Here is a 17,983-nt window from a genome sequence, read left to right on the forward strand (position 1 = left end):
ACATAGCCTTTGGGGACAAGCATGAACGCGGCACTTTTAGGAGTCTTGGCGACTGCACTGACCCCGGTAACTCCCCCCGCAGCCCAACCTCAGTCGCTGCAGGCACAATTTGATGCAGCAACCAAAGCCATGGCGAGTGAAGACTGCAAGGCTGCGATCGCCCTGTTCGCAACGCTTGAAGCAAGACCGACGGTGACGCGGAATGCGCCAGTGCTCGCGACGGTGCGGGCAAGGCGCGGCCGTTGTCTCCTAAAGCTCGGGCGCGATGAAGAAGCGCGGCCGCTGCTGGTTGCGGCAATCGAAAAGCTACCCGCCGACCAGCCCAATTACCGGCTCGACCGTTACCAGGCGAACATGGCGCTGGGCCTCATCGACTATCAGCGACTCGATTATGGCGCAGCACGGACCTCGCTGGAGGCAGGATTGGCCCTTGCCGACGATCCCGGCGACAAGATGAATGCCGAACTTTGGCTCGGTCGTGTGCTGATGTTCGATGATCCGACGGCGGCGTTGAATTATGCGCAGGGCGCGATGGCAATCCTGGCGTCGCAACCGAAGCTGGAGGGCAAGACTCAAGCCGGTTTGCGCACCGTCTATGCGCGCGTTCTGCTTAACCGAGGCGACATCAAAGGTGCGTTGTCCGAATTGCGGCGATCAGTGAGTCAGCAAGGCGGGCTCGATACCCGAGTTGTGCTGAGCGAAGTCGTGACGCGTTCAGATTATGCGATCGCCGCGCTGCTCAACAAGGATGCCGACACGGCGCGCGAGATGATGGCGTACACAGGCGCGGGCCGCTTCGCTAAAGCCCCATTTGCGACCGCTCGCGCGATCGACCTGCCGTCATGCGGCGAGGATGGCATTGGGCCCGAGGATTCGGCCATTGTAGAGTTTGCGCTGAACGACAATGGGGTCGTAGTCTCGGCGCAACCAGTCTGGGCGTCCCGGCCCGGTCCGATGGCGCGTGTTTTTGCGCGGGCGGTGCGCGGCTGGTCGTGGAAGCCTGAAGACGCCAAGCAAATCCCTGCATTCTTTCGTGTTGTCACTCGCGTGGAGCTGCGCTGCACCAATACGACGTCACGGCCGGGGGTCCTGGACGCGCTCTGGGACTCAGTTGCAAACTGGATGGCGACGCAAAAGCTAGTGTCGGTCACATGGAATGGAAGCGCAGCAGCAGCGTTACCTGGACTACTCGTCAAGCTGGCCAATGCAAAAGCAAGTGGGCCGCCGGTTGCGCGCGTGCCGGTCTCCGACGCCATCGCAAAGAACGCTGCGGCGAGCAACGAGCAACGGCTCGCGGCGGCCGAAGACGCCTATGCCGTACTGACCGAAGCCAAGGCACCAGCACCGGTTCTTGTCTATTACGCGATCACGGCATTTCAAGCAGCGAGCCTAGAAAAGCGTGGTGCGGCAGCCGAAAGGTTGCTGATGTCGCGGCTAGCGGATACCCACATCGCTTCGGACCAAATCGCCAATGCAGCGGCCCAACTATTCCTGTCTGATATTGGCGCGCTCCCAACGGACGGATTGCTGACCCGACTCGGCACGATAACTGCCGAAGGGTACCTGCCCGATAAGGACCCGCTGCGCATCGCTGCGTTGGTCAGGATCGCCGATCTGCAGGCACGCAAAGGTGCTTTCGACGCCGCTCAAGCGGCCTATGACAAGACAGGGCTCGACGCGGCTCAATGTGCGCTGATTGGGCCGCCTCCCAGAATGACGAGTACGGGCGCGAGCTCAAGCGATTTCCCAATGGAAGCCATGCGCTGGGGTTTTGAAGGGTGGGTTCGATTTGAAACCGACATCGACGCGAAGGGACGAACTCTCAACCAGCGCGCCGTCATCGCCTACCCGCCATTCGTGTTTCGCGAGGCGGCACTGGGGGTCGCCAAAGGGATACGCTACACACAAAGTTATCGCCCTGCCGGCGAAAAGGCGTGCACGGGCATGCAGCAAGTGGTCAATTTCCGCATTCCGTGAGGAATCTGTCTGAAGCTGCCGCCGATGTTCAGGCTGCTTATGCCCGAATGACACCGCCGATAATCCCGACGTTCTGCCTTTCCAATTCTGGGCGAAATAGATGTCACCTTTCGGGAGCATCTATTTTGCTCCTAAATGGCCGCAATGGGGCCGTTCGCTGACCGACCGCTACGTCTCATTTGGGGTGGGAAGTTGAAAAAAACGGTTTAGGATTGCTTATGGCTGGACCCCGGAGTTTCGCGGAAGGACCTCGCGTCTACGTAGCTGTTATAGCTACGCTAAGTTATGTGATCGCCTTTTTGCCACTATTATTTCTTGGTGCGGAAGGTTGGTGGCTAATTAAGATTTTGGCGATGGCGTCTGCCCCACTTATTGTGGTTGCGAGTATCGTGGCAGTTGTCTTCGCCAACTCAGTGCTTCGTCATCCATTTAGGTGGGCGAGTGCCGGTGCATTGGCGGCGATTACAATCAGCAGCTTTGCGCTGTGGCAATTTACGGGAACGAGCATCGGTCTGCTTTCTTTGCCGGTCGCCCTGCCAGCCGCGTTGCTTTTTTACGCATTTGCGCGCGTGCGCCAAAAAGCATCCAATTCCTGACAATGTCGAATAAGCTGCTAAAGCGCCTACTGCAGCCATTCCAGCCGCCAATGTCCGCAATGGGGTCGCGTGCCGACCGGCCGCTTCGGCTGCTTTGGAGTGGAACGCGGGCGTAGGGTCAATCCATGCTAGTTGCGGATCGAGCCATCAAACCAATCACTATCATTTATCAGGTCAGGCCGCTCTTCGACGATCACTAAACTGGGGTCCGGAGAAACCGGCGCGTCATCTTCATGCCTGAGGCATAGAATAGCTTGACCATCATAGCCAAATGTCGCGCACCTGCATGTTGCCATAGACCTTACGTCACCTCCACCAACCTGATTAGGATCGACCGACTTGCGGAGCCAATCGCGCAATGCTTCGTCATTCGATAGATCGAAGACGTGAGGCAGAGCAATATCCTCATGAAAAGTTCCACCAAGCTCCATACCCGGATCTGCCCATACGACAGCGCGTTGGAAAGTGTCCCCGCCTCTTCGCAGGCAGTCAGCAACAAGGTCAGCGATAAGTCCAATGGTTGCCGATGTTTGATCGTCCTCGCGGCCATACATCTCAAATGTTGGAAAGATATAGAACGCTCTCATTCGGCTATTGTGAAGTTGTAACCTCCGGTCCGCAATGGGCTTGGCAATGGTCATCAATCTCGGACGTGTTTGGGGTGTTTAGCGATCCTCAGATTCGCTATGGCAGATGCATGGCGGTGAGACTGTCCGAAGCACAAAAGCGCGTCTCGTTAGGCGCCCTCTTACTTCTGCAAATGGTCGTCCTTTGGGCAAGTGTGGCAGGAGAGTGGGATCAATTATCGCCATTCTGCACTGTGGCTCAGTCGCCAGTTTGGAAATGGGTCGGCTACGTTCATTGGCTTTTTCTGGCGCTTCTATTCGTCGGTGTCGCGTCCTTCATTTGGACCCGCGCGCGCATTTGGTACGTGATGCTGCTCTGCTTAGCTTTAAGCGTTTTGCCGCTACAGGTGTGGCTTGTTGAGCAAGGCAGTCTGAGTTGTGACGGCCCCTAACTAATGACCGCTTTGGGGCAGTTCGCTGACTTACCGCCACGCCTCATTTGGGGTGGACTCCAGACGTCGAACCCTCAGGCTATATGAGATTGCACCCGCCGCTGCCTCCACTTTAGAGCCAAAAAGGCAATCGTAGCTGCCGACAGGACTGCCAGACACATCCAAAGTGAGCTCGTATCGCGGCCGAATAACAGTGTCACAAGCAATAAGGCAGGATATGAAAGCCCTGCAACGAGCCACCAGCCTAAGTCGCCGTCGTATTGCCAGTTCATCTCATAATTTAGGACAAGCGCGCCCACGACGGCCCAAAGATAAGTAAGCGTGCAAGCAACAACGCGCTCGATTGCTTTGTACCAAGTTTGCATAAGGCAGTTTTACCGTCAGCGAAGAATGTCTTCAATGGGTCGTTCGCCTCCTGTCCGCTTAGTCGTCTTTGGGGTGGTAAGCAGACATCCCATCAAGTTCGACAAACAGCCCTGCGGACGGCCAAGGGCACCCGAATGACGGCCAGCAGAATGTTCATGCCATAGAGCCACACGAAAGCGCCGATGGCAAATTTCGCGCCGACAATTATACCGCCGACCAGCAGGCCAAAAAGACAGGCGATTGAAGCAAGAAATAGACACCACACCAACCCGTGCAGGCTGCGCAGATCATAACGCAACCTCCGCTCATTCAGCCGCTCCTCGATCCAGAATCGACCACTGTCGTAGATAACCATGGCACGCCAGTTGCCACCCGCCAGGTCGCGCCAAAGTGGATTGTCAAATGCGAGAATTGAATAGGTGTGCTCAACCACAGTTTTCTGCTGTTGCGCCAGCAGCCGCTCAAGACGCATTAGCACCACATCATTTGTGTGAGCACTATCCAGTCGTATCGAGCCGCGTAAGTGCCAAACAAATTTGGGCATGCGGTTTGCTACGACAACAGCTAGTTGTCCGCAATCATGTCACCCATTGACCAGTCGCAGCGTCGAGATTGGGGTCGCAAGCAGACATGGGATAATTCTCGATGCGGAATGGCCGGAAGTGGGTGGAAAGTGGACGCCTAATATTTCGTCTGGAGCCTGTGCTAAGGTGTGCAGCGCACTTGGTGCGCTTTCGCATATGGCACCGCAAGCCTATCCAAATCGCCAACGTAAAGCGGCGGGAATTCGCCTTTTATTGTTCCCCATGCTTTTACTCCTCCCGGCGTACAGATCACGCGCAGATAGTCGCCTGCTGCACCGACAGTGAAGTTCCATTGAGGCACCAGCCCCTTGTTTGCTCGATCCCATAGCTGGAAGGCTGCCCAGCCGTGCTCTCGCATCAAATAAAGGAAGCGAAGCTGGTCGGCGTCATCGAGCTGCTTTCCAGTCATTCCAGCTACGAACAAAGCCGCCGTATCGCGATTGGCGTAGATCGAGCTTCGGAAGGCAGACCATTGAGATTGCGTAGAGTTTGCCTCCTCTCGCAGCGCCACAGTATTACTGTCGTGCAATTGGATGCCGACAAATACTAGAGATATTACGACCGCCAGCGCACTGACGATCTGCGAAGCGAATGCCCAATATTCCATGCGTGCACGATGAAAGAAATGCCGGCGAGGTGCAGGTGCTTCAGGTTCCAGTTCGTCCGCCACGCCGATCTCCCCATCCACTTAGTTCGCTCCGTGCATTTGGACGGATTAGTGAATGTCCGCAATCGGTTCGTTCACCGGCCAGGATCAGCGACAAATTTGGGGTGGTTAGCAGACAGTCCGCTTATTTTCAGTGACTCGCTAGTGCGCAGCACTGCGAACGTTTGCGGCGATTTCTTTCAGGTGCTTGTCCCAAGTTCCACAGCAGCCACCGAAGATGTCGAGATGAGGATAACGCTGCGCTAGTGACCCCATGCGCCGCCCCAGATCAACCGGATCGCCCTCCTCGAGATGGCCGATCTTGCACAAATCCATCTTGTCTCTGGCGCTGGCGTTGGGACGCAAACTGCGAAGTCGCAGAATCCAATCGCCGGGCGTGAGCGCGGGCTCGAACTCGAGTGGATGCGAGCAGTTAATGCCGTAAAAGTCCGGCATGGCGTCGCCAGTTTCTGCATCCACGGCTTCCACCGCTTCGCAAAGGCTTGGACCCGATTTGAGTCGATTGTTGCTGTCGAGCACAAAGCCGAGGCTGAGGGGCAGTCCAACCCGAGCTGCAGCCCGGCTGACGCCGATTGCTTCGGGTACATTGTTGAACGTCATGGCGCCCGCAAAATCCACGCCAACGCGCTTCAAGACCTCCAGCTGGAAGCTGTGATAATCTTCGGCTTCATCCGCCGTGATCGTGCGGTTGAGGGAGTAGGCGTCGCCGCGCGGGCCAACAGCGCCACCGATCAGGATTTGATCGATCTGATCTTGATAGGGCCTAGCCACCTCGCGCAAAAAGGCAATCGACGCTTCGAGCGCATCAGCTAGACCGCTGCGAGAGTAGCCGAGCTTTTCGCCCCAATCGGGGCTTGCGCGATAGTCAAGGCCGCTGATCATTGCGATAAAACCATACTCGGCGGCGATGTCGAGCACGCGGGAATACATAGCCTTCAAGTCGGCAACCGCAGCCGGATTGTCGAGCAGCGGATACATTGCAAACTCGGGCAATTCGTGCCCGTGGCGATACATGATTTCGGTTTCCTGCCCACCTTCGGTTAGGTAGAAGGTCCCATTCCGTTGCAGAGGGAATCCAGCCATGGTCGTTCTCCTTGGTTGAAAAAATCTAACTCTACCTAATCTTGACGGCAAGAAGGAGTGTATCCGGGCTAAGGTCGCTGGCTTGGTGTCTCGAGATCAAGATGTTCGACCGCTCATGAGGCCGTCGTACCTTATGCGCGAATGAAAGGCCGGAATCGCGCCAGAATCCGGTGGATTAATCGACAGCTTTGTTGGCGCTTGCTGATCGACCGCTTCGTCGCAAAGGGGGTGGTTAGTCGCCGCCCTCCAATGTAGCTTGTGCGCATGTCTTCTCACCCCCCAGTGAAGCTGTCAGTTATCCGCGACATTGCTTGGAAGGAGTGGGACCCGATCGGCTTGGCCAGCATGGAAGGGGGCTTGGAAAGCAGCGGCGTAGCCGACGAATACGACGGCTACCTGCTTCATGTCGCCGCGCGCTTGCAAAATGGCGAACCTGATAGAGCCGTGGTAGATTATCTCGTTGGCGTAGAACTCGATCATATGGGACTGAGCAGAACTGCATCCACTCAGACCCGAGCGGCTGCAACTGTGGCTGCGCTTCGGACCTATGTTGAAAGCCTCACCTAACGTCTGCTTTGTGGTCGAAGGTTGCCGCCGCACATCGTCGCATTTGGGGTGATGGGGTGGACGCCCCCCGACGGCATTGATGTGCCATAGTGGAGGTGTTGAACACCGCTAGAGGAGGCGCCCGTGTCAGAAGTTACCACAATCGGTCTGGATATTGCGAAGACTGTTTTTCACGCCCATGGCGCGGATGCGAGCGGGCGAGCTCAGTTCAGTCGGAAGATCAGTCGCGGTAAATTGCTTCAGTTCTTTGCGATGCAACCCCGTTGCACAGTTGCGCTGGAGGCCTGCGGAGGCGCGCATCACTGGGCGCGCGAGCTCACGCGGCTGGGGCATGAGGCAAAGCTGATCCCGCCTGCCTATGTGAAGCCGTTCGTGAAGCGGAACAAGAACGATGCAGCCGATGCCGAGGCGATCTGCGAGGCAGCCCAGCGCCCGAGCATGCGGTTTGTTGCGATCAAGAGCGAGGAGCAACAGGCATCGGGTCTCGTGTTCCGGACCCGCGACCTTCTCGTGCGGCAGCGTACCCAGTTAATCAACGCGATCCGGGGACATCTCACCGAGTATGGCTGGGTGGCGCCCAAGGGCCCCTCACATGTGGCGATGCTCGGTGCTTTACTCGAAGACGAACTGGGCGCGTCGATCCCGCCAGCAGCCAAGACGATGTTCCGCACCCTGCTCGACCTGCTGGAGGTGCTCAATGACAGGATCGGCGATCTCGACAAGGAGATCGCGCGTCGGGCACGCGAGGATGAGACCGCAAGGCGGCTGATGACGATCCCGGGCGTGGGGCCAATAACCGCAACCGCGATCTCCGCGCTGGCGCCGCCGGCCGAGACCTTTGCCAAAGGCCGCGGCTTTGCGGCCTGGCTCGGCCTGGCCCCGCGGCAGCACTCGACCGGCGGGAAGCAGAAGTTGGGCTCGATCTCGAAAATGGGTGAGCGCACGCTTCGGCACCTGCTGATCATCGGCAGCAGTGCGGTCGTCCTTCAAGCGAGCAAGCGAGGTGCGCCACAGGGTTCATGGCTCGAGCAGATGATGGCCAGGAAACCGCGCATGCTGGTGACGGTCGCGCTCGCCAACAAGACGGCGCGGATCATCTGGGCGCTGCTTGTCAGGCATGAGGATTACAAGGCTCCGGTCGCAGCGGCGGCGTAAGCCAAGGCGGACCTGAGGTCGTCGGAAGACACAGTCGGTCGAAGGAGGGTATGGCACAACAGTCGGCGAGACGGGGCCGGATAAACCAGGGCTTTCCACCGTGCCACGAGCACGCTGTGGGTGATGTGGTTCCGGTCCGCGAACTCCCATACGGGCCAGCAGCCTCTGGTGCTGCATCAAAAGGCCGGACAGATGGCAGCATCCGACTACGCGCCTGACCTAAAAATACCGCTTGCGTCTTTCGGGGCGTCCACAGATGGAAAGCGGACAAACATGATCATGACCAGGCGGATGTGCTCGGGCGATGAGTTGAAATAACGAAATGGGCCGGCTGGTTTGAAAGGTCTGGGCATTGCCCATCTCACCCTCACCGGCTCACTTTTCAATGAGGCGCTTTAGTTTCGAAAGTACCATTTGATGGTGCAGTCTCTATTTTGAGGCCCGAGCGTGGATTGCGCGGCGAACGAGGCAAAGGCCGGCGTGAATAGAATTGCCGAAAGATGGCGCTTCTAGGATTGACGTCGCCCTTGAACTTGGCTGGGTTGAGCAAGCACCTGCCCCTCATCTGGCAGAATTCAATGCCGCACACAAAAGGCGCGGTCCACTGTTGCCGCTGGGATCGGTTCGGCCGTCATCCGGTTTTGCATGAACAACAAGGGCAGACCCGTCACTATCGAGCAACTGGTCCAAGGTGCTCATGACCATGAACCGCGCGCGGCCCTTTCCGTTCGCGCCGACATTGAGCTGCGGCAAATCGCCCAAATGCGCGCCCATCGGATTGTCCAGACCATGCTGCTTGCCCTGCGGATTCCAGTGTCCCCCGGCATCGGCAAAGCCGTCTCCGCTGCACCGTCCTGCCGCGTGAATATGCAGGCCATGCAACCCGGGCTCCAGATTGGTCGCCTTCACGTCGCCGATCAGCATGCCTCCCTTTTCGCGAATCCGGACGCTTCCGTGCTCTGCACCGGACGCATCAAGCAGCGGCGCGGTGACCGAAGCGGGGTTGGCGAAGGCGTTCGCGCCAGGGCAGGCGAAAGCCAGGAGCAGGGGAACAGTGTAGGCGCGCATGACATTCTCCACTCATGTTAACAGGCTGAGACGTCGCGGCGAGGGCGACACCTCAGCCCGCGAAGCAGCTTCACGGAAATTTTTTCCTGATGCCGATCCGGATCCCGCGCGGACGCATGGGTGTCCGCTGCGGGGCAAGAGCCAGCGAAAAGGGATTGCCATAACCAAAGGTATCCGCATGCGACCCAAGGGAGTTGCTGACAGCCGCATCGAGAGTCCAGGCTCCAAGCTCATAGCTCGCATCCAGGTCCAGCCGACTATGCGGCGCGATCTTCCGGTTGAGCGCTGGATCGAGGCTCAGCCGCGAAGCGCCGGTCCAGTTCAGTCGTCCACCCAGACTGAGCTGGCCCGGCCCAAGGATGAGGGTGCGGTGCCAAGTGAAATGGGCCTTGGCTTTCGGAACAACAGGCAGGCTGTTGTCTGCCGGCATGGCAAGCCCGGGTTCGGGGCTTTCCAGGCGCGCATGCTGGACATCGACGCCGGCTTCGAGATGCCAATGCCTCGAATTCCAGCCGGCCTGGGCTTCGATGCCATAGATTCTCCCGGTTCCGCTATTGCGCGTTCCAATAAGCCCGTTGGGCAAGAGATAATCGGACTGGATATGATTCCAGTTTGCAAAATAGGCCGTGGCGTTCAGGCTCATATGCCCGTCCGCACTGCGCAGCCGTGTGCCTGCTTCAAAGGACTTGAGTTCGTCCGATTCAAATTCGGCCTGTGCCGTTGGCCCGAACGGCGTCAGACCGGCGGGACGAAAGGCGCTCGCATAGTGCAGGAAGAAGAACTGCCGCGCATTGGGTTGCCAGCTGAGGGCAAAATTTGGAATGGTGCCTGTATGGCGAATGTTGCGGGCCCGCGGGGCGCCTCCGTCCCGGCGCTCATCATCCGAGGATGCCCGAAACAGGCGCGCACCGGCATCAACGCGCCAGCCATGGCCAAGCGACATCGACAGATCCGCAAAGGCGGCCAGCTCCGCATTGGTCTCGTTTAGGTCACCCACAACAGAGGGCGCGCCGGTGACCGGCTGAACCTCTGCCAGCAGCCGGGTCGTCGCTGACAGGTAGGAAACACCGGCAAGCCAGCGGAGCCGATCGCCGCCCGATAGCCGGACTTCCTGGTTGAAGACATGGTAGGTGCGATCATCCTCGAACCGGAGCGGCCCGCTGACCCCGAAGAGGGGTGCTGCCTCGCTTGCGTCGAGGGTCGAATCGACTTCATGCACAGTCCAGCTGGTTACGGAGACCAGCTTCGCACCGGCGATATCGCCCCGAATCGTGAGCTGCCCGTTGTGAATGTCATTGTCGTGCGGTTCGGCAATCGCTCCAACGCGGTGATAGACGCTCCCGGATCCATTGGCATATTGGCTATCCGCCACATGGAGAAGCTGGACCAGCCCTGAAAGTTCGGCTGACCAGTCAGGCGCAAGAGACCAGTGTACCGCCAGACGGGCGCCTCGCGTTCGGCTTGCATTGCTGTTGCTGCCGGACGGCGCGTCCGTATCGATCCAGCCTGGCTCCCTTGAGGCATAACCAACTACCCGCAATGCGAGCCTGTCCTGCTTGAGGGGCAGGTTTGCCATTGCGCTGCCTGTCACGCCGGTGCCACCTCCGGACAGTCCTTCGAATGCCAGCGCTGCCTCTCCCTGGAACACATCCGTCCTCGGTGACGCAGGCACAATCCGGTAAACTCCGCCGAGAGCGCCGGTGCCATGCAGGGGACCTTGTGGCCCCTTGAGCAGCTCGATCCGCTCCACATCAACCAGCCGCAGATCGGGGTCCGGCGCGTTGAAGGTGATCCGGCCTTCGCCAAGCTCGACCGCAACCGTGGCCTGTGTCGACCCGTTGAACGGGCTGTCGCCCACACCTCTGAGGAAACTCCTGTTTCGGCCCGGGCCGATATTGGACGTTATCATGGCGTCACTGAGCGCCGCCACGGCTGACGTGCCCGGAGCGGCCCCAGACGGCAACAGATCCAGCCCGGTCACGATCTGGGCCGACAGAGCGGCCGTCTGGTAATTGTCCGCGCGTTTTGTTGCCGTCACGATGATCTCTGCTGGCGGACCATCTGCAACCGGGGGGACCTGCGATGCCTTGCCGCCCGAGCCGCCCTTTGTGTCACGCTGCCGCTCGGGCCGCCGGGCGCTGATCCTCCAGGCCAGGGGCCCGGTTTGTTCGGCAGCCAGATTTGTATCTCTCAGCAATCGCCGCAAGGCCTGAGTAAGCGTCATCCTGCCCCTGAAGGCCTGAACCCTCAGCTGCGGCAATGCGCCGGGATAGCCGATCGAAACGCCTGTCTGTGCTGCCAGAGAAAGCAAGGCTGCATCAAGCGGTCCGCTGGCAATGACGATGCTGTGCTGTGCTTCCGCTGCAGCAGCAGGTGGGTTCATGACGGCGCTAAGGGCGATCGCTGATCCGCACAGAGCCGCCTTCCTGGACGCGCCGAAGGCCCATGAAATCAGCCAGATTTTTGTCGAGCGCACGTCCATCGCCAATTGTCAAAACCCCGGAGAAATGCCGCCCGGCTATCGCAGGATCGACCAATACTGGTTGTGGGGTATAGCGACTAATCTCCCGCACCACCTGGGACAAGGGTGCATCGCGATAAGAAAGCTGGCCGCGTCGCCAAAGCGCAACCGTATTCGCGTCAATCGGCTCTATCCGAACGTTACCAGCATCGACCAGAGCCCGCTGGCCAGCCTGAACGGTCCAGCTGCCACCTTTTTCGAGCTGAATCGAAACTATGCCCTGGGCAACCGAAACGCCCGTCTGCGTGCCGTTCCGTTCCACTGCGAATCGGGTGCCAATGTCGACAATGGTCACATCACCCGATTGCACCGAAAAACGCCTGCTCGGGTCGTGGTCTACTTCGAACTGGGCTGAGCCGCTGGCGAGTTCGATCTTGCTTGTGTCGTCCTTGGCGTGGCGAAGGACACTGTTTCGGTCCAGCGCAATCCGGGTCCGCGCGTCGAGTGCAAATTCGGTCGGTGCGTTGCCTGACCGGATATCGACGTTGCGATCCAGAGTGGCAAACCAGAGGGCGCCAGGGACGGCAATGAGCGCAGCAAGAACGGCCGCAATGCCGCGACGGCGGAATACTGGCGCATGATCGCCGCTCTGGTCATTGGCCGGCATGGCGGCCGCAACTGCCGGCTTGTGCGCCTCGACCGAATCGTCGAGGCCCATGGCAATGTCATAGGCCGCAACGTGATCAGCCGATGTCTCGAGCCATAGGGTGAAGCCCTCCCAGTCAGGATCGTCGCCAGCAAGAGCCGCCTGCCAGTCGCAGGCCTCTTCAAGCAGCTTGGGATCAATCGCCATTGCCGCATTCCATTGTTTGATGCCCCACTTTCAAGGCATAGACGCCGCGGGTCGCCTGGCACCTCATATGCCCTCTCCTTCCCGTCTGGCGCGAAGCAGGTGTTTCATCGCCGTTGCCATATTCTTTTCGACCGCGCTTTTCGAAATGCCGAGTTCTCGGGCCACCTCGCCATGGCTGAGGCCGTCTATCCTGTGACGGCGGAAGACAAGTTGCGCCTTGTCCGGCAGGCTCCGAATCGTCGCCAGCAACGCTGCAAGTTCCATCCGATCCGAAAGCTGCCGCTCGGGCGAAGGCGAGGGATCAATGGCCACCGTGTCGGCCTCTGCGATCATGTGGTCGCTCCAGCTCGATTCCCGCTTCCGGCGGCGCACGCGTTCGCGCACCAGATCGTTGGCCAGATTGAGCGCCATTTTGTGGAGATAGGCTTTGGGGTTTGCCACGGGCCCCGAATGGACATCGGCGAGCCTGATCCATAGCTCCTGCAGCAGGTCGTCTGCGTCGTCCTGGCTGCCAAGACGGGCAGCGATCATCCGCCGCATCGAGCCAGAATGTTCGGCGAAATGCGCCTGCAGGCCCTCGGCGTGCCGCTCCTGTGTCAAATCACCATCCATCGCGCGGATCGATGTATCAGGCCGCGCGACGAATGCCATCTTCTATTGAATTCGCGGTTGCCGTGGCCACGATACCTGAAACACCTGCCGGAAGTTTCACTGTATCAACTGCAATGCCAGTCGGCGCAAAGCCGGCCTGAACAAGCATGCCGCGAAGGTCTTCAGGGCTGAAAAGCCGGTGGGTTCCCGCCCTGGCGATCTTCCATCGACGCATGGTCTCGGCATCGGTCACATAAATGGACAAGCGTCCGCCGGGCTTCAGCACGCGGCGCACTTCTCCCAGGACTTCGCCGGCATCATGCCAGAAATAGGCCACATTGGACGCCAGAATTCGGTCGAAACTTGCGTCGGGATAAGGCAGTCTTTCGAACGCGCCAAGATCCAGACGGGCGCGACCGCTGCCAATCGCGGCGCGGTTTGCCCGCTGCGCCTGTCCGATCATGGTAGAGGATTGATCGATCCCGGACACACAGCCCGGGAAGGCAAGGGGCAGCATCTGCGCGATCGCCTGACCTGGCCCGCAGCCGAGATCGAGCACATTCTGTCCGGGGAGAATTCCCAAGGCATCAATCGCCAAACGTGTGGGAAGGCGGTTGGCACGCGTCATCAGCATGCCAACCACTTTTCCCATCAACCCGTTCGGGTTCGACAGTTGATGCGCGACGCGGCGCCACATGGATTGATCAGCCAATCTTGGCCAGCAGACTGCGCACTTCGCCTCGACGCCCAGAGTCCCAGACCGAACGATCCGGATCGGCCGGGGCCCGAAGTGCCTTTTGCAGGAAGGTCTTCGCGGCGGCCTTTTGCCCTTGGGCATAGAGATAGTCGCCATAGAACCAGTTGGCATCGAGGCCGTTGGGATCTGCAGCCAGCGACGCCTGCAAGAAGCCCTTGGCCTTGCCGGTGTCGCCAAAGGCAATCGGCCATCCGGGAACCTTGTAGTAGAGAACTCCAAGGCTCATTGCGACACCGCCGCGGGATGCGTGAGGATCAATCGCATAGGCTCGTTGCAGCGTCGCGCGCGCGGATTTTGCAAGGCCGAGCTGTTCGAACATGCCAGCGACGGCGGCTTCTTCACTCGTCACAATGCCCAACCAGAGAAGCGGTTCGGCCTTGCCGGGATACTTTGCCGCAACAACCGATGCCTGCTTCTGGAGTGCGGCAAGTTGCGCATATTGCGCACTCTTGCCGCGGACTTGGTACTTGATGCGCGCCCATTCGTCGTTGATGTGCTGGACTTGCGCATCCATCTGCGGATCGCTCGACGCCTGCACGGCCGAACCAAAGGCAAGGGCGCTTGAAAGCAACGCAATTCTGAAAATCAGTTTCATGAGAATGTCCTTTCCGGGAGTTATTGAAAAAGATGGCGGGCCTTTGCCGCCTGTGGCGAGATGCCCATGTCGATCAGGCGCGGCACAAGCGCGTTGAGCCGCATGAACAGACGCTCCTGAAAGCCGATGAAGACCTCCTTCCTCCGTTCGAGGATGGCAGCAACGATCCGGTCGGCGACGAATTCGGGCTCGTCTGTCTTCATCTTGTTGAGTTCCATGAACCGCATCACGGCCGGAGAGTTGAAAGCCGTCCGTGCGGCACGTGGCGCGATATAGGTTACCGCAATACCACCCGCCCCAATTTCGCGGCGCAGCCCCTCGCTCAGCCCCTGAAGTCCGGCCTTTGCACTCGAATAGGAAGCGAAGAAGGGGTATTTGACGGCGCCGAGCATCGACCCGATGTTGACGACTTGCCCATCGCCACGCTGCTGCATCTGCGGCAGGACGGCCCGGATCAACGCGGCCGGGGCAACAAGGTTGACCGCATAACCGCGCCAGAGATTGTCCAGCGGTTGATCCTCGAACGGTCCGAAATATTGCATCCCGGCAATGTTCACGAGCAGATCGACGTGCATTCCGGCAAGCGTCGCGGAGATTTCAGCAAGACCGGCCTCACTCGACAGATCAGCCAGGATCGAGTCATGGCATTTCGGGCAGCCGATGCGATCGATCCCGATCACGTGAGCGCCTCTTTCTGCGAGCCGTTCGGCAACGAGCGAGCCAATGCCGCCCGCAGCGCCGGTAATGACGACGTGTTTTCCATCAAGCCGCTTCATCGAATTGCTCCATCGGGATTGAGGCAAACATGCCGCCAAAAAGGCCGAACATGGCTTTGGCCATTGCGAGGATGGCTTCCTGGTCTGCGGGATCGTCGACGCTGTTCATCAGCCGTGCGAAAAACTTCATATGCTCGATATCGAGCGCCCCATGGGACTGAAGGTAACTGAAAGCCTCCGGCGGCAAGCCAAGCGATGACTGCACAGCCGATGCGCCATTGGAGGCGAGAGCAATGCTTGTGCCTTCCAATACATAGACCATGCCAAAGAAGCCGGCGGCATTGCCGTTTTCGACCACGTTATAGGCATGGGCAACCATGGCTGCAGTCGCCGGGTTGGGCGGGCTGGCCGCAGCGGCCTGCGCGTCCCCGCCAGCCGCCGCAATGTCCGCGAGGATCCAGTGCTCATGGCCGGTTTCTTCCTCGATATAGTCGTCGAGCGCGCGGGCATAGAGCGGCTTGTCCGCCAGCCGGGATCTCGCCGCCTTGAGCAGCGGCACGGTGTGGCGGACATGGTGATAGGCCTGGGTGAGATAGGCAATATAGGTCGCCCGGTCGATCTGCCCGGCAAGTCCCGCCTGCAATTGCGGCACAGCGGCAAGGCTCTTTTGCTCCGCGACGGTTTCAGCCACGAGCCGGTCAAAAAAAGGCAAGGCGCGCTCGCCCGTCACATAGGCCTGGAAGATGGCCTGCCGCTTCAAACGGCCGTTCCCTGTCAGCATGCCGTTCATGGGCGTGAAGGGCGCCACATGCCGAAAATGACCGATCCGGGCATAGGCCGGCAGTCTCGCATTGGCGGCGGCGACCGCGCCGTCCAGATCGGACATCGCACCTGACGGGACAATCAGCGCGCCAAGCTCTGCCAGGCCGTCTCCAAAAACCATTGCCTGGAGGATGCCCGGCTGATTGGTCAATTCGCTTTCAACCCATTCCGGAGAGATGTTGCGACCGTGCGACGTGATGATCAGGTTTGACTTGCGGCCTTCGATCCACAGATTGCCTTCAGCATCGATGCGACCAATGTCGCCGGTACGATAGGGGCCGGGAGTCGATGGAGAGCCAATCGCCCCAAGGCATAGCGGACCGTCGATGACGATCTCGCCATCTTCTGCCAGCGAAATGGCATTAAGGCCAAGACTGCGCCCTACGCTCCCGCGCTCACGCGGCTTGGGGCCTTCAAGAGCCACAACCGAAGCACATTCCGTCAGGCCGTAACCCTGCCGCACCGGCAGGCCCCTTGCACTCGCCCGATCTATGAGGTCGCGGGACACCCGCGCGCCGCCAACGGCAACCAGGGTCAGATCGGGAAGGCGCCGTCCCGTTGCTTCGAGCGCCGATGTCAGCCCATTCAGATATTCGGGCACAAGAATAAGCGACGTGATCCGACGCTGCTGGATGCAATCCAGCAGCCTCAGGAAATCGGGCTGAAAGGGATTGGCCAGACCGATATCGGCTTGAGGAAGAGCGACATAGGTCCCTCCTGCGAGCATCACCGCATAAAAGCCCGCGACATTTTCCAGCAAGATGCCGGGCGGGAGCACCGCCAGATGCCGACCGGCATGCGATTGACCGACCGCGTTGACCACGGCCTGCGCGACACCAAGAAGGTGGTCCGCAGATAGACAGATGCCTTTCGGATTTCCTGTCGAGCCTGATGTGAAGCTGATCTTCGCGGTGCCAACAGGAAGATCGACCGGCTGTTGTTCAAGGGCTTGGAAGCGGGCCGGATCGTCATCACTCCCAAACAATGCCGCAACGCCCGCCGAAGCGATCGCATGCTGACGTTGCTCGATTGTGAAAAATGCCGGCAAGGGCAGCGCAGGAACGCCAGCCTCCAGAAGGGCAATGTCAGTGACGCAGGCGCTAGGACCGTGATCCTGCGCAAGAGCGACTGCCCGCCCTAACCGTCCAGGCAATCCATTCAAGGCGGGGCGGCATGACTTTACAGCCTCCGCAAGGGCCCGCCAGGTCAGCCTGCTGTCTTTGCCTTCAATGGCAACAGCATCGCACTTGGCCATGGCGTAGCGCTCAATCGCCTCGAAAAGCGCCGTCATGCCGCTTGCCTTTCGATGCGCGCTGCAAAGCGGGCGAGCCGGGCCTGCCCTTCGGCGACCAGGCCCGCGCAGACAACCGGATCATTCTCATAATAGCTGCCCCAGATTGCGCGTTCCGGTCCCAGACGCGCCGGATCCGCCTTGGCAAGAGCAACAAGATTGACCCCAAGCCGCTGGAACATGCACCTCAAAGGGGCGGTCAGGACGGCAACGGCAATTTCCGCATCGCCCCCCAGATCATTGGCGGTTCTCGACCAGAGTGCGATCATCGCAACTGCGTTGCACGATGCGAGGCTACCAATTTCCACGACATCGTTGCGCGTCACGTCTCTCCCGAGGACAGCCGCAAGGCATTGCTCAACAGGTTGATCGAGATAGCGTTCCAGAAACAGTGTTTCCCTGTGGGCGCGGCGATAGCCCAATGTTGCGCAGAGCTTGCCGCCACGCTCCTCACCGCGCAGGTCCGAAAAATGCGCCGAAGGAAAAGCGCGGTGCACCTCGGCAAAGCGCTGCTGCATCAATTCCAACTCTGGGCTACGATCCATCTGGCGTCCTTTTCGGTTTCAAGCCAAAGACGCCGTCGATCAAGGGTCACCTCAGATAGAGGGCGAAAAAAGTTTTGATTGGCTCGCAAAGGTTCAGTCGATGCTAACTCGTCTCAGCGGGGGAGCCAGCCGGTCGTCTCCTAGTCTCCGGTTGCGCCCGCCCAGAAACTTTACCTACCGTTGGCGAGGGTTGGACGAGGTGCCATCATGCCAATTTGAACTTGTGTCCGATAGACGCGAACGAAAGATTCAGAAGGTCAAATCACGACAA

At 59.4% G+C, this 17,983-nt stretch carries 17 protein-coding genes; 4 read left to right on the forward strand and 13 right to left on the reverse strand.

The genetic code is table 11. The features are described 5' to 3' along the window. Positions 1–21: 21 nt before the first annotated feature. The gene (locus K0O24_RS14525) at positions 22–1,977 is read left to right on the forward strand and encodes a hypothetical protein (RefSeq protein ID WP_219893411.1); all 1,956 of its coding nucleotides are present in this window, start codon (positions 22–24) and stop codon (positions 1,975–1,977) included. A gap of 287 nt (positions 1,978–2,264) precedes the next feature. Then, on the forward strand, positions 2,265–2,573 hold the full coding sequence (locus tag K0O24_RS14530; protein WP_219893412.1) for a hypothetical protein: 309 nt from the start codon (positions 2,265–2,267) through the stop codon (positions 2,571–2,573). Between the two features lie 128 nt (positions 2,574–2,701). Here K0O24_RS14530 and K0O24_RS14535 read toward each other — a convergent pair whose 3' ends face one another. From K0O24_RS14535 to K0O24_RS14550, 4 genes are all read right to left on the reverse strand, one after another. Continuing rightward, positions 2,702–3,214, reverse strand: coding sequence for a hypothetical protein (locus K0O24_RS14535; RefSeq protein WP_219893413.1), 513 nt, complete (start codon positions 3,212–3,214; stop codon positions 2,702–2,704). A gap of 834 nt (positions 3,215–4,048) precedes the next feature. Next, positions 4,049–4,501 carry a hypothetical protein gene (locus K0O24_RS14540; protein WP_219893414.1) on the reverse strand — a complete coding sequence of 151 codons (453 nt, stop codon included), beginning with the start codon at positions 4,499–4,501 and terminating at the stop codon, positions 4,049–4,051. Between the two features lie 161 nt (positions 4,502–4,662). After that, the gene (locus K0O24_RS14545; RefSeq protein WP_219893415.1) at positions 4,663–5,229 is read right to left on the reverse strand and encodes a hypothetical protein; all 567 of its coding nucleotides are present in this window, start codon (positions 5,227–5,229) and stop codon (positions 4,663–4,665) included. A 120-nt stretch (positions 5,230–5,349) separates the two neighbouring features. Then, positions 5,350–6,291, reverse strand: a complete 942-nt coding sequence (locus K0O24_RS14550) for a homocysteine S-methyltransferase family protein (protein WP_219893416.1) — start codon at positions 6,289–6,291, stop codon at positions 5,350–5,352. Positions 6,292–6,555: 264 nt separating this feature from the next. Between K0O24_RS14550 and K0O24_RS14555 the strand changes: the two genes are divergently transcribed. Next, positions 6,556–6,858: a hypothetical protein gene (locus tag K0O24_RS14555; protein WP_219893417.1), complete on the forward strand. Its 303-nt coding sequence runs from the start codon at positions 6,556–6,558 to the stop codon at positions 6,856–6,858. A gap of 123 nt (positions 6,859–6,981) precedes the next feature. Next, complete coding sequence (locus K0O24_RS14560) at positions 6,982–8,013, forward strand: IS110 family RNA-guided transposase (RefSeq protein WP_219893418.1); 1,032 nt, start codon at positions 6,982–6,984, stop codon at positions 8,011–8,013. Between the two features lie 561 nt (positions 8,014–8,574). On the opposite strand, the gene K0O24_RS14565 is transcribed toward K0O24_RS14560, so the two are convergent. From K0O24_RS14565 to K0O24_RS14605, 9 genes are all read right to left on the reverse strand, one after another. Continuing rightward, a complete protein-coding gene (locus tag K0O24_RS14565) occupies positions 8,575–9,081 on the reverse strand; it encodes a superoxide dismutase family protein (RefSeq protein WP_219893419.1) in 507 nt (168 codons plus the stop codon). Between the two features lie 70 nt (positions 9,082–9,151). Continuing rightward, a complete protein-coding gene (locus K0O24_RS14570) occupies positions 9,152–11,557 on the reverse strand; it encodes a TonB-dependent receptor (protein WP_219893420.1) in 2,406 nt (801 codons plus the stop codon). After that, positions 11,472–12,395 carry a FecR family protein gene (locus tag K0O24_RS14575; protein ID WP_219893421.1) on the reverse strand — a complete coding sequence of 308 codons (924 nt, stop codon included), beginning with the start codon at positions 12,393–12,395 and terminating at the stop codon, positions 11,472–11,474. Before K0O24_RS14575 ends, K0O24_RS14570 begins: the two co-directional genes overlap by 86 nt. Positions 12,396–12,458: 63 nt before the next feature. Beyond that, positions 12,459–13,046, reverse strand: coding sequence for an RNA polymerase sigma factor (locus tag K0O24_RS14580; protein WP_219893422.1), 588 nt, complete (start codon positions 13,044–13,046; stop codon positions 12,459–12,461). Beyond that, entirely contained in the window at positions 13,024–13,683 is a 660-nt protein-coding gene (locus tag K0O24_RS14585) for a class I SAM-dependent methyltransferase (RefSeq protein ID WP_219893423.1), read from the reverse strand. The genes K0O24_RS14580 and K0O24_RS14585 overlap by 23 nt, the downstream gene beginning before the upstream one ends. A 7-nt stretch (positions 13,684–13,690) precedes the next feature. Then, a complete protein-coding gene (locus K0O24_RS14590) occupies positions 13,691–14,338 on the reverse strand; it encodes a tetratricopeptide repeat protein (RefSeq protein WP_246611036.1) in 648 nt (215 codons plus the stop codon). Between the two features lie 20 nt (positions 14,339–14,358). After that, positions 14,359–15,114, reverse strand: coding sequence for an SDR family NAD(P)-dependent oxidoreductase (locus tag K0O24_RS14595; RefSeq protein ID WP_219893424.1), 756 nt, complete (start codon positions 15,112–15,114; stop codon positions 14,359–14,361). Next, positions 15,101–17,167 (reverse strand): AMP-binding protein, encoded by a 2,067-nt coding sequence (locus tag K0O24_RS14600; RefSeq protein WP_219893425.1) that lies wholly within the window; start codon positions 17,165–17,167, stop codon positions 15,101–15,103. The genes K0O24_RS14595 and K0O24_RS14600 overlap by 14 nt, the downstream gene beginning before the upstream one ends. Next, entirely contained in the window at positions 17,164–17,712 is a 549-nt protein-coding gene (locus tag K0O24_RS14605; RefSeq protein WP_219893426.1) for a thermostable hemolysin, read from the reverse strand. The genes K0O24_RS14600 and K0O24_RS14605 overlap by 4 nt, the downstream gene beginning before the upstream one ends. Positions 17,713–17,983 lie beyond the last annotated feature (271 nt).

The organism is Aquisediminimonas profunda (assembly GCF_019443285.1).
GTDB classification, from domain to species: Bacteria; Pseudomonadota; Alphaproteobacteria; order Sphingomonadales; family Sphingomonadaceae; genus Aquisediminimonas; species Aquisediminimonas profunda.

Coding starts and splice junctions, on each gene's coding strand:
- K0O24_RS14525 (WP_219893411.1), top strand. CDS start 22: ATGAACGCGGCACTTTTAGGAGTCTTGGCGACTGCACTGACCCCGGTA.
- K0O24_RS14535 (WP_219893413.1), bottom strand. CDS start 3,214: ATGACCATTGCCAAGCCCATTGCGGACCGGAGGTTACAACTTCACAAT.
- K0O24_RS14540 (WP_219893414.1), bottom strand. CDS start 4,501: ATGCCCAAATTTGTTTGGCACTTACGCGGCTCGATACGACTGGATAGT.
- K0O24_RS14550 (WP_219893416.1), bottom strand. CDS start 6,291: ATGGCTGGATTCCCTCTGCAACGGAATGGGACCTTCTACCTAACCGAA.
- K0O24_RS14555 (WP_219893417.1), top strand. CDS start 6,556: ATGTCTTCTCACCCCCCAGTGAAGCTGTCAGTTATCCGCGACATTGCT.
- K0O24_RS14565 (WP_219893419.1), bottom strand. CDS start 9,081: ATGCGCGCCTACACTGTTCCCCTGCTCCTGGCTTTCGCCTGCCCTGGC.
- K0O24_RS14575 (WP_219893421.1), bottom strand. CDS start 12,395: ATGGCGATTGATCCCAAGCTGCTTGAAGAGGCCTGCGACTGGCAGGCG.
- K0O24_RS14580 (WP_219893422.1), bottom strand. CDS start 13,046: ATGGCATTCGTCGCGCGGCCTGATACATCGATCCGCGCGATGGATGGT.
- K0O24_RS14585 (WP_219893423.1), bottom strand. CDS start 13,683: ATGTGGCGCCGCGTCGCGCATCAACTGTCGAACCCGAACGGGTTGATG.
- K0O24_RS14590 (WP_246611036.1), bottom strand. CDS start 14,338: ATGAAACTGATTTTCAGAATTGCGTTGCTTTCAAGCGCCCTTGCCTTT.
- K0O24_RS14595 (WP_219893424.1), bottom strand. CDS start 15,114: ATGAAGCGGCTTGATGGAAAACACGTCGTCATTACCGGCGCTGCGGGC.
- K0O24_RS14600 (WP_219893425.1), bottom strand. CDS start 17,167: ATGACGGCGCTTTTCGAGGCGATTGAGCGCTACGCCATGGCCAAGTGC.
- K0O24_RS14605 (WP_219893426.1), bottom strand. CDS start 17,712: ATGGATCGTAGCCCAGAGTTGGAATTGATGCAGCAGCGCTTTGCCGAG.